14 protein-coding genes are annotated in these 15,160 nt (G+C 43.3%); 8 read left to right on the forward strand and 6 right to left on the reverse strand.

Annotation, left to right across the window (positions count from 1 at the left end; all coding sequences use genetic code 11):
• The first annotated feature begins 35 nt into the window (after positions 1 to 35).
• From H6571_17400 to H6571_17425, 6 genes are all read left to right on the forward strand, one after another.
• The gene (locus H6571_17400) at positions 36 to 2,273 is read left to right on the forward strand and encodes a TonB-dependent receptor (GenBank protein MCB9325519.1); all 2,238 of its coding nucleotides are present in this window, start codon (positions 36 to 38) and stop codon (positions 2,271 to 2,273) included.
• Positions 2,274 to 2,574: 301 nt separating this feature from the next.
• A complete protein-coding gene (locus tag H6571_17405; GenBank protein MCB9325520.1) occupies positions 2,575 to 3,732 on the forward strand; it encodes an AraC family transcriptional regulator in 1,158 nt (385 codons plus the stop codon).
• A 115-nt stretch (positions 3,733 to 3,847) separates the two neighbouring features.
• On the forward strand, positions 3,848 to 4,744 hold the full coding sequence (locus H6571_17410) for a DUF2807 domain-containing protein (protein MCB9325521.1): 897 nt from the start codon (positions 3,848 to 3,850) through the stop codon (positions 4,742 to 4,744).
• Positions 4,745 to 5,399: 655 nt separating this feature from the next.
• Positions 5,400 to 6,083: a hypothetical protein gene (locus H6571_17415; GenBank protein ID MCB9325522.1), complete on the forward strand. Its 684-nt coding sequence runs from the start codon at positions 5,400 to 5,402 to the stop codon at positions 6,081 to 6,083.
• Between the two features lie 9 nt (positions 6,084 to 6,092).
• On the forward strand, positions 6,093 to 7,400 hold the full coding sequence (locus H6571_17420) for a hypothetical protein (protein MCB9325523.1): 1,308 nt from the start codon (positions 6,093 to 6,095) through the stop codon (positions 7,398 to 7,400).
• Positions 7,401 to 7,416: 16 nt separating this feature from the next.
• Positions 7,417 to 9,438, forward strand: coding sequence for a leucine-rich repeat domain-containing protein (locus H6571_17425; protein ID MCB9325524.1), 2,022 nt, complete (start codon positions 7,417 to 7,419; stop codon positions 9,436 to 9,438).
• 229 nt (positions 9,439 to 9,667) lie between these two features.
• Here the strand turns inward: H6571_17425 and H6571_17430 are convergent, their stop codons facing one another.
• Together H6571_17430 and H6571_17435 are read right to left on the reverse strand one after the other, a co-directional pair.
• Complete coding sequence (locus tag H6571_17430; protein ID MCB9325525.1) at positions 9,668 to 10,435, reverse strand: PepSY-like domain-containing protein; 768 nt, start codon at positions 10,433 to 10,435, stop codon at positions 9,668 to 9,670.
• Between the two features lie 67 nt (positions 10,436 to 10,502).
• Positions 10,503 to 10,703, reverse strand: coding sequence for a hypothetical protein (locus tag H6571_17435; protein MCB9325526.1), 201 nt, complete (start codon positions 10,701 to 10,703; stop codon positions 10,503 to 10,505).
• A gap of 36 nt (positions 10,704 to 10,739) precedes the next feature.
• On the opposite strand from H6571_17435, the gene H6571_17440 reads away from it, so the two are divergent.
• Entirely contained in the window at positions 10,740 to 11,162 is a 423-nt protein-coding gene (locus H6571_17440) for a transposase (protein ID MCB9325527.1), read from the forward strand.
• Positions 11,159 to 12,043, forward strand: coding sequence for a DDE-type integrase/transposase/recombinase (locus H6571_17445; protein MCB9325528.1), 885 nt, complete (start codon positions 11,159 to 11,161; stop codon positions 12,041 to 12,043). The genes H6571_17440 and H6571_17445 overlap by 4 nt, the downstream gene beginning before the upstream one ends.
• Before the next feature lie 79 nt (positions 12,044 to 12,122).
• On the opposite strand, the gene H6571_17450 is transcribed toward H6571_17445, so the two are convergent.
• From H6571_17450 to H6571_17465, 4 genes are all read right to left on the reverse strand, one after another.
• The gene (locus H6571_17450; GenBank protein MCB9325529.1) at positions 12,123 to 12,419 is read right to left on the reverse strand and encodes a hypothetical protein; all 297 of its coding nucleotides are present in this window, start codon (positions 12,417 to 12,419) and stop codon (positions 12,123 to 12,125) included.
• An 87-nt stretch (positions 12,420 to 12,506) separates the two neighbouring features.
• Positions 12,507 to 13,259, reverse strand: a complete 753-nt coding sequence (gene lptB, locus H6571_17455; protein ID MCB9325530.1) for an LPS export ABC transporter ATP-binding protein — start codon at positions 13,257 to 13,259, stop codon at positions 12,507 to 12,509.
• Between the two features lie 59 nt (positions 13,260 to 13,318).
• On the reverse strand, positions 13,319 to 14,056 hold the full coding sequence (locus H6571_17460) for a hypothetical protein (protein ID MCB9325531.1): 738 nt from the start codon (positions 14,054 to 14,056) through the stop codon (positions 13,319 to 13,321).
• Positions 14,057 to 14,118: 62 nt separating this feature from the next.
• On the reverse strand, positions 14,119 to 15,078 hold the full coding sequence (locus H6571_17465; protein MCB9325532.1) for a hypothetical protein: 960 nt from the start codon (positions 15,076 to 15,078) through the stop codon (positions 14,119 to 14,121).
• Positions 15,079 to 15,160 lie beyond the last annotated feature (82 nt).

Raw genomic sequence — 15,160 nt, forward strand, 5'->3', positions numbered from 1 at the left:
TTTGTTGTTCTCTGATTCAGTAAAAAAGTAAAGAAATGAAATCAAAAATCAACTTGTTTTTATGGCTTTTACCCGTTTTTTTTGGCTTTTCTACTGCCTTTGCGGGAAACGTGAATTGCAGGGTTTACAATGCAGAAAATAAAGAGACGCTGTTTGGTGCCACTGTTTTTGTTATCGAAACACACAAGGGAACGACGACACAGCTTTCAGGCGATTGCCAGTTGACAGGTCTGATCCCCGGCGATTATAGTGTACAGGTTTCCTATATCGGGTTTATTACCCAAACGCGTAAGATTACCGTTTTAGAAAAAGACACGATACTGCTTGAAGTATTCCTCCAACCGGGGGTTGATCTGAAGGCTGTGACCATTACTGGCAAAAGACGCCCCCAGTATGAAACCATCCAGGCCACGGATGCCCAGCTTCGACCCGTAGAATCTTCCCAGGAGATGTTGCGCAACGTGCCCGGGATGTTTGTCGCACAACATGCCGGAGGAGGTAAGGCCGAACAGCTGTTTCTCAGAGGATTTGATATCGACCACGGAACTGATGTGAACATCAAAGTGGATGGAATGCCGGTAAATATGGTTTCCCATGCGCACGGACAGGGTTATGCCGACCTTCATTTTGTGATCCCGGAACTGGTGGAATACATCGATTTTACCAAAGGGCCCTACTATGCCGAACAAGGTAATTTCGCTACGGCAGGTGCCGTGGAGTTGAAGACTAAAAATCAGCTTGATCACAGTCTAGTAAAAGTGGAAGCAGGCCAGTTCAATACATACCGGGTTCTGGGAGCGATAAAGCTTCCCGTCAAAAATTCCCAGAGTGCCTTTCTGGCGGCAGATTATGCCTATTCGGATGGTTATTTTGAAAGTTCCCAACAGTTTAACAGGATCAATCTTTTCGGAAAATACGTTACCCCATTGAATAAAAAAACGACCCTGTCGCTGACGGCTTCCACCTTTTACAGCCAGTGGAACGCCTCCGGCCAGATCCCCGAAAGAGCCGTAAACGAGGGCCTTATCACCCGGTTTGGCGCCATCGATGACACCGAGGGAGGGACGACAGGGAGAACCAACTTTAACCTGCAGGTGTCCCACATTCTTCGGGACAACCTGCTTTTTAAGCAACAAATTTTTTATTCACGTTATCATTTTAACCTGTTCTCCAATTTTACTTTTTTTCTTAACGACCCTGTCAGGGGCGATCAAATCCGGCAGCATGAAAACCGCGATCTGGCCGGGTATAATGGTTTTTTGAGACATGAAAGTCACCTCTTAGGGCAACTGCTGACTTCAGAAGCCGGAGTCAACTTTCGTGCGGATCAAACCTATGACAGCTTTTTAGCCGGCACCTATTTGCGCGAAAACCCCGTATACCGGCAACGGGGCAACATCACCGAAATGAATGCCGGGTATTATCTGAATGAGACCCTTTTGCTTACCTCGAAGCTTGAAATGACGGCAGGCCTGCGTCTTGACCAGTTTTGGTTCAGGTACGATAACCAGCTTGATTATATGAAACAAAAAGCCTTTGAACAAACGCTGAATCCCAAATTCAGTATGCGTTATAACCTGAGCCATGCCATTTCCTTTTTCGGGATGGCCGGGACGGGCTTTCATTCCAACGACGCCCGTGTCATACTGGATGATAAAACAGGAGAAAGCCTGCCAAAGGGGCTGGGTTATGAAGGTGGCATGGTGCTCAAGCCGGGAGAGAAACTATTGTTGAGCTGCTCCCTGTGGCAGTTGACCTTGCAAAATGAATTTGTATATGTCGGGGATGAAGGCATCGTGGAGGTCAGCGGGAAAACCCGAAGAAAGGGCATCGATGCTTCCCTGCGCTACCAACCGGTATTCTGGCTTGCAGCGGATATGGATATCAACTATTGCCTTCCACGTTATGCGGGGGTTCCGGAAACCGAGCAGTATATTCCTCTGGCTCCGGCTCTGACATCCATAGGGGGGCTAACGGTAAAAACGAACCATTGGCAGGGAAGTCTTCGATACCGCTACATGGGCGACCGGCCGGCCAATGAAGAAAACAGCATTGTAGCAACCGGATATTTTATCAATGACTTTGTAGTCAGGTACGTACGTAACCAATTTGAAATTGGGCTGACCGTTCAAAATATTTTTAACAGGGAATGGAAGGAAACCCAGTTTGCAACGACCACCAGGCTGAAGGATGAACCCGAACCCGTCACCGAAATTCACTTCATCCCGGGAACCCCTCGTTTTGCCAAATTGAGTGTGGGGTATCGGTTTTAAGATTCAAGGACCTTCTGTTCATCTTATATCTGCGTCATCTTTGGGATTTGCTCCTGTTGATTTCGCAGATTTTTTCTTAAGGCAATATTTTGTTGTACCCAAAATATCAGGTCGTCGCCGAAGTGAATGCCATAAAGAGCTGGTGGCAGGTTTTCATTGTATTTGGTAAAGGGGATACTGTACATTACGGAATGCTTTAAACAAAAGATGGGTTCTTGCCGTTAGTACATTGTAAATTAAAATTCCACTTTGACCAAAAATACATTTTACCAACGGACAAGACCTAAACCCATTTGATTTCATGTTCCCACAATTCAACCTCCTGAGCACTCCTCTTTTGATCTTCGTCTCGCAGGGGATGATCTTTGCCCTATTGTTGTTGTGGCGATATTACCACAAACGAAAAGTAACGGATTTACTGATTGCTTTGATTTTATTGTTAATGGTTTATCATCGCACCGCCTACACCATTGGGTTTATGGGGTGGTATGATACTTTTGAACATACCAAGATCAATTATTACATTTTTTCACTGGGACTTGCCGCGGGGCCATTGATCTATCTGTATATACGAACTGTTCTGGAGGCTCCTTTCAAATTTATGAAAAAGGATTGGTGGCACTTTCTGCCGGTGGGGCTGTTTATTTTATATCGTCTGGTGATATTGGCGCATGATGCCAGTCAACCCGACTGGAACCAGGGTTATGAAGGGGAGTGGCAAAGTAATTTTCATTCCGTTTACGTGGATCCCATTATGTATCAGCTGCAGTTTAGTTCAATGCTTTTATACCTGGCTTTTACCATCCAGTTGTTTGTAGGGTACCGGAAAAAGGTCCAACAGTTTTTTTCAAATACCTATAAACTGGAACTCAGATGGATACAAATTTTTCTGACCGTTTATTGTTTCCTTTTTGTTTACGGAGCCATGACGGATCTGATTGATGCCTTGATCACCGATTTGAGTTATGTGCATCGGTGGTGGGTTCATTTTTTCTCTGCCATTGCCGTAGTGCTCTTTGGGATCAAAGCTTATTTTACCGATCTGACCACACTGCATGAGTTGACTTTTGAAGTAGGTGAAGTCGTTTTGGGCAAGGAGGATCATCTTGCCAAAGACTATTCCAAAGAGAAGCAAAAACTAAGTATTTTTTTGGAAAAGGAAAGATCTTATCTCCGGCCGGATTTTACCTTGAAGGACCTGTCCAGGGGGATTGGTAAAAGCATTCATGATACTTCAGAGATCATCAATTCGGGGTTTGGCTGCAATTTTAATGAATTTGTCAATCGTTATCGGGTGGAGGAAGTCAAGCGTCGACTGGCTCATCCCGACTTTGATCACCTGTCCATTCTTGCCATCGCTTTGGACAGCGGGTTCAACAGTAAAGCCAGTTTCAATCGTATTTTCAAACAAATGACCGGCCTGTCTCCTTCTGCATTTAAAGCGGGTCAGCAACATTGAGCCGCCTTAAATTATGATTTGAGACCTGTTACCCATTATTGAGACGCCTGGCCTTTCCAATCCTCCTAGTTTTGTGGTCGAATTAAAAAATTGTCAAACATTTAAAAAATTGATCATGAAATCACTTACTGTTTTATTGTTCACATTGGTTTCCTTTTCAGCATGGGCGCAGGTAAAAGGCAACAAGGAAATTATTACTAGAACTTTCTCCATTGAAAAGGTCACCAACATTGTGGTCGATCTTTATGCCGATGTGACAGTTGATTGCAGCGCCAAAGAAATGCTTACGATAACAGCCGATGAGAACCTGATGAACCTTATTGAAAGATCCGTTGAAGGAGGACGGCTGGTGTTGAAGCAAAAAGAATGGATACAGTCAAGCCAGCCCATCAAAATTTCCATCGGCGCACCCAACCTCGAATTCATCCGGCAGTCCACCCACGAAACCACTTATGTCAACAACATAGATCGGGAGACATTTAGTGCACAGGCTATTATTGGGAAACTGGTGCTCCAGGGGAAAGCCGGTTTATTGAAGGCCAGCGGAGAGATCGGTCAGGTGGATGCTATTGATCTGGAGGCCCCGGTAGTGGATGTAAATCTGTGGAGCCGCGGCAAAATCTCCCTTGGCTCACCGGAAACGATTACCGGTATTGTTAAAGATGATGGAAGTGTCGTTTATGCGGGAGGTACTCCCAAAGTCAGCGTAAAAAGTAGGGACGGCGGGTCCGTTCAGGAGCCGGATCAGTCCAATCGCAATGAAGAAGCTCGTTTTATCAAGTTTAAATTGAAAAACAATTCCGTCAACCGCATTCAGTGTTATGTCAAGGGACCCAAACCCGACGGCAGTACTTTCAGTTACGGTTTCCCGATGAACCCCGGCCAGGTGCGTGATAAAGACTGGAGCATCGGTTCCAAAGTGTATCGCGTCACCAATATCGGAACCCGGCAATTTTTAACGGAGATCGCCCCCGCCGATGAGGGTGAACTGGTCAAACTTTTCAGGGATTAAGATTGCCGATCCCGAAATGCACTTGATAATAACTTGTCGCAACCTGTATATTTTTCCCTGGAAGAAGGGCTGATGGTTAAATGCGGGTGATCCGGATATTTTGGGTTGCAAGGCTAATTATCGTGTAACAAAAATAATCGCTTTAAATAAAATTTCGATTGCCCAGTGCTTATTGAAATTAAATAATGAACCGCCGAATTAAAATTAGGTGCAGAGCACCTTAATCTGTGTTGGCCAACACAGATTAAGGTGATTCAAGGTGCAGCGCACCGCAACCTAAACCTTCGAACATCGAAAGAATGTTGTGGTGCGCTGCACCTTAGATAGATTTTTTAATCTTTTTACAACAAATTTTTCGGTGCGCTGCACCTATTATAATTTTCGGCGGCGTCAGGCAGGCTAAAGCACAGAGCGATGGATGGCTTTACAAAAATTAAATTTCCAGGAGAAATCTGTAAAATTTCTTTATTCAAAAAATATAATTAATCTTTTGTTACACAGTACTAATTCCCTGAAATCCGAAACGTGTATCCATGACATTGGCCCTTCTCCATGGGATTAAAATGCTCAGCAATTTCCCAAAGTTATCCTGCCTCATTACCCTGCATCAGTTATATTTTCGTATCTTGGTAAGACAAAAATCCAATGATCAATTATGAACAGACTAGCAGTCGGGCTTGGTTTTTGGGCTTCTCTTATCGCTGCCCTTTCCTTAATTGTTTTTACGGCTTGTTTTACCATCATCGTCCTGACTCAGGATGCCGTTGCATGGACCAATACGACAACTTACCTCGAGGAGATCAGTAACCATAATCCAATCTTCAAATACCTTGCCCAGGCAGCCATGCTGGTATTTGGACTATCCTACCTCATGATTTTACACAGTATTAATGCCATGGTTTTCACCGGAAGGAAAATTTACTCCAGGCTCGGGATTTCCTTTGGTATTTTGTTCGTTTTGCTCATCAGCATCAATTATTTTTTGCAGCTCACCTATGTCAGGTTCGGGATTCAATCGGGTAGGGAAGAAGGGCTTGCTCAATGGATCATGTTTAATCCAAATTCCGTAAGTTTGTCCCTCGCCATGTTGGGGTGGACCTTTATGTTTGGACTGTCTTCTTTTTTTACGGCCTTTGTTTTTCAGGCCCGGGGAATAGACAGAACGATCCGAAACCTTTTTTTGTTAAACGGCATTTTTTGCTTTATAGGAGGGATTGGATTTTTGGCTCAAAACATATTCCTCATTAATCTGGGCGTGAATGTTGGTATGGGGGGCATCATGACCCTCCTCACCATCGTATTGACGTTTTATTACTACCAGGAAAGAAAATATTTATAACCAAAAGTAATGAAGAAAAAAGGGTTCTATTTTATTTGGATGTTGGCCAGCATACTTTATCTGAATCAATGCGCCAAAGAGTCACAAATTATTTCGGGTCACTGGCACCTCATTCCATCGGATGAAAACGGCGTGATTATAAATAACAGCCCATTGATGACCCTTGACGTTTTTGAAAATAAAATAGCTTTCATCAATAAAGACCAGTTAGGTTTACCCGATCGGGCTCGATTCGAGTTATTTATGGATGAACCGGAAAATGCAGTCATCAATGTTGACTCGACAGAGAAGCGTATAATGCCTTATGACGGTAGTGCCCTGTCGGGTGAAGGGGCGCTCCTATATAAATTTCAACCTGATGGCAACCTGCTGCTCTCCGCTGAGAACAGCCAGGGAGAAGGGGGATTTTATTTGGCTCAAAGGTCTGAAGGTTGTGAAAAACAGGATTATTGCCTGTTGAACCCTAAGGTTCAGAACTGGTGTAAAATGGCTGATAATCTGCCAAAATTAACTATTGATCCTTTGGCAATGACCCCGGATACCTTTCCCCAGTTCGATTTTTACCTGGGATTTTCTTCAGATCAAAATCGTGCCATTTTGATGAATTTCAATAAGGAGCAGGACATTACTTTTCGGGACATTCCGCGGCTGGGCAAGGAAATGATGGAAAGATCGCACGCCAAAACAAAACTCGGAGTGTTGGTCAATTTGAAGGTGGATGCCCAAATGCCGTGGTATGTTTTGGATTATCTGCAGGTTTGGTTGAGAAAGGAAGCGTTTGCAAAAATTGCTTACGTAACGGAAAATGGTGAAAAAATGATGATCCGCCTTCCGCCCTACCAGGAGAATGGTTGTGACCCTTATTTTGGCCGGCCCTGTCTGAGCAAGCCCGTTATCACCAAAGAAGAACAGGCCCAACTGGCTGGTTTTCAGCTCCATCCTGATTGGGCACCTGTCATCCATTATGAAGATATCTTTTTAAAACCGGAGAACCTCTTCATCGTTGATGTTTTACCGGGCGATAAGATCACTCTCAACGGAAAACCGGTTGAGAAACAAGCTATCCCGGAACTCGCGCGGGATTTCTATGAAGGAGCAGACACCCCGGCTACCAAAATCTTCCGCGTTGTTGTGGATGGTCAGGCAGAATTCTCTACCTACCTGGAAATTCATGTTATGTTAAGTGCCTTGTATGGAAAAGTTTGGGAGGAACAGGCAATGGAAGGGTATTCAACGCCTTACAAGGATCTTTCGCCTTCACAAAAAAGCCAGATCAGGAATAAGTATCCTATGGTGATTTCTGTTGAAAAGCAATAAGATAAAGTAAAAAAATATGCGGTTCAATGACCTTCAAATATCGTCAGCAGACTTGCCAAAAGTGACGGAGTTGTTCCTCTATTGGGGCAGGCTCGACGAGATCCCTGATATGATTTTCCGTATGCCCAACCTGGTGCACCTGAACCTGGAAGGAAACCGAATTACCGAATTGCCTTGTGCTTTAAAAGATTGTGTCAAGCTAAAAAAACTGGAACTCGGCACCAATAAAATTGAATCTGCCGAAAGCCTTCAGTTTCTTCCGCCAAATTTAAAAAAGCTGGATTTGAATAATAATAAAATCGGTGAAATTCCTCCTGCCATAACCCAGCTCAAACACCTCGAAGAATTATGTCTCATTGGTTCTGGCATTTCAAAAATCCCAGGCCACATTAAAAAACTCAAGGCATTAAAAAAACTTGAATTATTTGATAACGATATAAAAATCATCCCTGTAGCCATTGGCAAGCTGACGAACCTGAGGGAATTATCAGTTGGGAAGAACAAACTCACCAAAATCCCGGATGCCCTGGGCTATTGCCAAAAATTGAGCAGTCTTAAAGCGAATGAAAATCGGATCAACGAAGTCAGCAATGCCCTGGAGGGTTGTGTTGAACTCAATTATCTCGATTTATCTTCCAATAAACTGACCACCCTGCCGGCCGGCCTCAACAGCTGCCTGACCCTACAGACCTTGAAGCTGAGCCACAATAAATTTACCGCTATACCCGCCTGTATATTGGATATGCAATGGCTTTCAAAATTATTATTAAATAAAAATGGCCTGACGGAGATCGATTTCAGGCGCCAATGCCGGCGTTTGTCGTTTTTGGATTTGTCGGACAATAAGATCGACACGATAAAAAACCTGCCGGCTTCCCTGGAGTGGCTTCATTTGATCCACAACAAACTCGATCATTTTCCACATGCAATACTTGAATGTTCCGGGTTGAAAAATTTATTCATGAGGAATAACCGCATAAAGGAGTTGCCGGAAGGATTAGGTGTGCTTCAAAATAGTTTGAAAGTGATTGACCTTGCCTTTAATCCTGTAAAGGCAGCACCTGAACAACTCCTCCATTTTAAAGGGTTGGAAGGTGTCTCAGGATTGACTAAAAAAACGGAAGCACTGGCACTTATTTCTGTTTTAGAGGCTTCCAGGTATCATTTAATAACGGCAAATGAGCATTTTTTTTTCCTGAACTTACTTTTGAATCGGAAAAATGAAAGGGGAAGCCCCGGATTAAGCAGCCTGGTCTCCTTTTTAAATGTGAGAAATCCGATTGCCATTCAAAAAGTCCGAAAATATCTTTATGGTAAGGCAGGCATACCTTTATCAAGAAAAAGACTAAAAAAGGGCGATCAACTGGCTGTTTTGGGCAGCACCAAATTCAACGACGCTGAATTACAGGATCGGCTGGGAGCACATGGCATCACCTTTTTAGAAGAAGTAAATGAAAATACCACCCACGTTTTGTTGGGATGGAAAGCGTACGGGTTTTTCAAGCCTTTATCACCCGAGAGTGTTTTTAGCGGGAAGAAACAGTTCGCCTGGCCGGAAGGAATTTCACAACCCATTGTTTTTTTGAGTGAGCAGCGGCTATGGCAGGAGATTTGGCGACTGGAGCAGGCTCATTTACTGGAAAATCCGGATGCCAAAATATTTCAATCCATAAAAGATCTGTTGCTCAGCCGGGAAGAGGTGAATGTCCGGCTGGGCATTGAACTCCTCAAAGGCGGCGGTATCCCTCAGGAATTTTTGACTTATCTTATGATAACATGGTTAAGGACGGGGTTGAGTGACCCCGAACTCAAAAAGGAAGCTTTTCGCCTTTTGTTTCTGAATGTTGAAGATGATTGGAAATTCGTTTTGGAGACCTTCCATAAGGCTTTTCTGGCCATATGCATTAGAGATTTGGCAAGGGCCAATGAAGGAGAAGTAGTCCCAACACTGTCCCGTGTGGTAGAAGAAATTAAAAAGTTTCTGCAGGTGAACCACCTGGATGTCGGGTTGATAAAAAAAGCTCTATTCAAGAAATGAATAGAGCTAACCATAAAAATATAAAGCTATGAAAACTAAAACTTAAGTTCTTTCCCTGTATGCAATTTTCCTCCTTTGCAAGATAATACATTCAATATCGTAATAATTCCTCAATATTTCAATTTTTTAACGCTTTAATCAAAAAAAAGCCACACCCGGGAGAGTGTGGCCGATGAAAAATTGCTATTACACTATTTTTAATTCCAGTTTGGATTCTAGCTTTATATCCTTACGGACGTGAAAACAGGAATTCGCCGGTGGCTGTATCGAATACCAGAATCAGGGGTCCATTTTCGGTGCGGAAGAAGACCAATGTTTTTTCGGGACGCTCGCAAGCTACCTTGAATTCTGCATCGGGATAATTTTCAGTAATGTAACCAGCGATGACTTCGGAGAGATCCTGCTGTTCAATGCGCATGCAGTGGCGCAGGCAATGGAACAAAGGTGTTCTTTCTTCAATAAAAGTACCGTCGGCATCAAAAACGATAATTACCGGGCCTTCTACCAGAACAATATAGTTATCATCTCTCAGTTTGGCACGTCTGATCTCGCTGTCGGGATAGTTTTCAGTGATGTAGTCGGTAATGGCTGTAGGAAGGTCAGCTACGTCCACCAGTTCACCCCAGTTCAGGCCATGATGACAAGGGCCGTGTGGGCCATTGGGGCCGAAAGGACCGTTGGGACCGAATGGGCCACGAAACATGAGCGGCCTTCCGTTGCGGTTGAAGAAAGCCACATCTCCGTCGCCAAAACGGCATTCGTATCCTCTGTTGGGCACTTCAAAGGCTTCTTCCACAAAAGTGTCAAAAAAGTAATCATCGATATACTCTTTAACGGTCAGGGGCAATTCGGCGGGTTCAATACTTTGGGCGTTTTCAGCGAAAGCGATCTCCTGGATCATCACATCGTCGGCAAGCTCTTCATTGTCTTTCTGGCAGGCTACGAATGTCAAACTCAGGGCAGCGGTGGTAATCAGGAAAAAAAATAACCTTTTCATAATTTTGTAGATTGTTTTGTTTAAAAATTGAATAGGAAGATTCAGGTACCTTTCCCTCTTATGGTGTTCAAGGGGATAAAAAGGTTGCCTGACTATTTAATTTTTTAATTTCCGAGACAAAATCTTTTAAGCAACGCCCAACGAATAAACCAGCGACCAGCAAAAAGCCACCAGCAACGAGTAACCAGTAACGAGCCACCAGTAACCAGCAACGAGTAACCAGTACCGAGCCACCAGCAACCAGCAACCAGTAACGAGCAACTGTCATTGCCTAAAATAGCTTGACCAAAAAAGTCAACTAAACATGGCAAACAAAAATAACAAAAAGTTTCAAAAACAACCAAATAGCAATAGGACTTTCAGTGAATCCTTTAAAAGGAGCAAAGTTAAAGACCTGGTTTCAAGACGAATAAAGGTACGAGATATATGTGAGCTATATGAAGTATCACGAACAAGTGTATATAAATGGATATATTTGTATTCTGACAGTACAAAAGAAGTAAAGACAGTAGTACAAATGGAAAGTGAAGCACAAAAGACGAAAATATTAATGCAACGATTGTCCGAATATGAACGCATAATCGGACAAAAACAGATGACAATAGATCTCTTGGAGAAGGGGTACGAGTTTGCGAGTGAAGATCTGGGTTATGATGTAAAAAAAAAGTACGTACTCCAACCCTGGAATGGTTCCGAAAACACCCTGACGAACACGGATATAAAATGAAGACATTATACAGTTTATCGGGGATCAGCAAACAAGGGCATATGGATGCCCTGAAACGGGAACGAGAGCAATTATTAAAAGCTCCCCTTTACATAGGTTTTATTGAGGAGATTAGGGAGATGCATCCGGGGATGGGCCTGCGCAAGATATATGAACAGTTCGAACCAGAAGGCATTGGACGGGATGCTTTTATAATATTAGGTTTACGCGAAGGCTATCGTTTACGGGCCTTAGAAAGTCCCTATAAGACTACTTACAGCGATAAGGGAAGTCAATATGGTAATGTACTGATAGGAAAGAGGTTTACAAATGTCAACCAATTATGGGTTAGTGACCTTTTTTATTTTCCATTAGGGGGACAGCATTATTACGTTGTATTAATAATGGATGTTTATTCTCGACGGATCATAGGATATTCGGTTTCTGACAATATGCGGTCAGAGAATAATATTGCTGCATTAACAATGGCACTCAACCTCAGAGGCATTGATGATTATAATAATGAGTTGATTCATCATTCTGACAGAGGTTCGCAATATACGAGTACTGATTATACGAACTTACTTAAATCCTATGGCATAAGGATCAGTATGTGTACTAACGTACTTGAAAATGCACATTGCGAGCGGGCAAATGGAACCATAAAAAATGAATACCTCAAAAGGTGGAGTATCCAAAATTTTGGACAGTTAAAGAAACGAGTAGCCATGGCTGTTGAAAACTACAACAACCGTTTACACAATTCTTTAAAGATGACACCAATGGTTTATGAAACATATATCAAAGACCTAAAGGAAAAAGAAAGACCCGAAATGGAAGTCTTTACAATAAACAAAATGTTAGATAATCCAATGCAACTTGAATTACAATTTGATTTATAATTAACTAAAATTGGTCAAGCTATTTTAGGCATTGACAAACCAGCAACGAGTAACCAGTAACAAGCACCCAGCAACCAGCTTACCGCTGAATGGGAATTTTTCTGCGCAAACGCTCCTCTTCGGCCCTGCGCTCTGAAAGAATGGAATCGATGCTCTCCTGTACGGATTTTTCAAAACGGGCATCGCACAGGCTATCCAGGATGGGACTGAGTTCCAGCACTTTTACTTTATATAAGGTATCAATGGCCCTGCGTTCCTGGTAGCTCAGTTTGATTTGGGTTCGGTTCTTACTGTCGTCACAGGCTGAAAACAGCAGTGTTCCCGAAATACAAAAGACAAGGCAATAAATAGCAGGAAATTTTTTATCTAAACGCATGGTTCACTATAATCTTTGAATCCAAAATTTACAACCAGCAACGAGTAACCAGCAACCAGCAACGAGTAACCAGCAACCAGCAACCAGCTACCTCTCCTCATCCACATCAATCACCTTTTTTCTCAGCTCAAAATGTTTGCCCAGGTAAACCTTTCGAACCATTTCATCTGCTGCAAGCTCCTCGGCTGTTCCCGATTTCAGGATACTTCCTTCAAACATGAGATACGCCCGGTCGGTGATGGAAAGCGTCTCCTGTACGTTGTGGTCGGTGATGAGAATACCGATATTTTTGGTTTTTAATTTCGCAACGATATACTGGATATCTTCCACAGCGATGGGGTCGATCCCGGCGAAGGGTTCATCCAGTAAAATGAAATTGGGATTGGTGGCCAGGGATCTTGCTATTTCGGTTCTGCGACGTTCGCCTCCCGATAACATGTCACCATGGCTTTTGCGTACTTTTTCCAGTCCGAATTCATCGATCAGGGACTCGAGTTTTTCCTTTTGTTCGCTTTTGGACAAATCCGTCATTTCCAGGATGGCCATGATGTTGTCTTCCACACTTAATTTTCGAAATACGGACGGCTCTTGCGGCAGGTAACCGATGCCTTTTCGCGCCCGCTTGTACATCGGCAGATCGGTGATCTCCTCATCATCGATAAAAACTTCTCCTTCATTGGGTTTGATGAATCCAACTACCATATAAAAGGAAGTGGTTTTGCCTGCCCCGTTAGGTCCCAGCAAACCGACGATCTCCCCACGGTTGACTTCAATGGAAACCCCGCGAACGACTTCGCGTTTGCCATATACTTTCACTAAATTTTCAGCCCTTAATTTCATTCATTCCTGTTTGTCCTGAAATATTTGTTTCCGAAACGCCCCAAATCCTGCTCTCTGCATCAATCTACATAAACAATCTTTCTCAAAAACCTGAATCCCAGCGTCACTTCAAACGTTTGGTTTCTGATCTTACGTTCGGCAATCGTTCTTTGTTGCCCGGTATATGGATCAGTAACGTTTGGAATGGCCGGTTGCATATATTGGTTGGAAAAATCAGGATTGTAGGTAAATTCCAGCATCATCCCGAAAAATTCGGAAATTTCAAATTCAAGACCGCCCCCTGCGATAAGCCCGTAATTGATGTCACGGATGAAGGTCGGATCATCAAAAGGATAAATGGCGTAGCCCGGGTTGAGGGCATTGAAATCAGAATACTCTGACAGGTTGGTGTTTATGGTATAATCCAGCCGTATACCCAGCAGGTAAAAGAATTTGCTACTCAGACCGAATTCGAATTTTTGCTTCATCCCGGCAGAAAGCACAGCATTGTTGAATAAAAATTCCCTCGCCGGTGGACGGGTATAATTGCCACTGAAAGGGTTGATGTAAAGCCTGTTGCGCAAAGCACTTCCTTTTACATGATATCCTACTTGCGCAAATACAGCAAACTGGTTATCTTCCGATAAACTTTCGATAAACAGATCTCCGTGGTATTTAAACAAAGGATCCTGTTCAAATCCGTTCCAGTTCTGAAACCCGACGCACAGGCCTCCTTTTACTCCAAAAAAGTAACCTCCCTGTCCCAGGGCCATTCCCCCCAGGGCAATGAATAACGTTAGCGTAATAATTTTTTTCATTCGTCTAAAATAGATTTTAGCTTAAAATATATAATCACACTTAGCAAACCAACAACCAGCTCTTAATGCTTCTTCATCCATTCCAATATGGCCTGCGTATTTTTTGCCGCGATATCCTCCGGTAAATTTACCTTTTTGTATTCTTCCAGATCAAATGCCAGCGGGGTCTTATTTTCATCTTTCATTCTAATGACAAGGTAGCGGTTATTTCGGGCACTTTTAGGAATATTGGTGTCTAGTTCCGCCGGCTCGGACAGCAGAGGATTGATCGAAAATTCGCTCTTATCAAAATCATATCGGGGAATCAGACACTGGGTGCCGCCGTTGGTCGTCGGAAAAAGGAAAAGCGAGGCAAAAGAGGTTTCACTCAGGGCGTATTCCGAAAAAGGCAAAACACTTTTGGGTGCACTGGGGTCACGCAGGTCAAAGGCAAAGGTGCCCTCATCAAAAGCATACCCGATCAGGAATTGTTCCCATACCTCTACCCGCTGAATCATCCCTGATTGTGCATCTTCTCCATATCGTTCGGAAAGGTATTTTGGTTTCAGGGCAGGCAACAATTTTTTGGCCTCCAGGTCATAGCAATACACACGATCAAAACCGCGAATGCCCAATAAGTTGCTGGCATTATTGTAATTGATCCGCGCCAGGTAATAAGGGTAATCAGGAGAGTTGTTGACGGGAAGGGTGATCCTGTCTGCCTGTTCGCAGGTTTCGCTGTTGAAAAGTACCAATATGCGGTGACTGTCTCCATATTCGTTATCGTAAGTCGTTGAATCAGCCATGATGTAGGCGATCAGGTTTTTTTCGGGCAGTACGAGTTTGTTGCCTTCTAAAACATTGCCCCTGATGGGACAGTCCCGGTTGGTATAGGCATCCGGATTGGAGGAATCATCCATAACGGAAGTGGAGTCCGCCTGTGAATTTTCAGTGTCTGTGTTTCCTGTTGAAGGAGTGTCTCCGCCACAGCCCATTAGAAAGATCAGACCAATTTGAAACAGAGTCAGAAATATTTTTCTCATAATAATTAATGTTTATGCATTTTTCTTTGGTTGACGCTTGTCCTTGTACAATACAAAGGTAAACTTAAAACTTTGAATAGGA

Source organism: Lewinellaceae bacterium, assembly GCA_020636105.1.
GTDB lineage: Bacteria > Bacteroidota > Bacteroidia > Chitinophagales > Saprospiraceae > BCD1.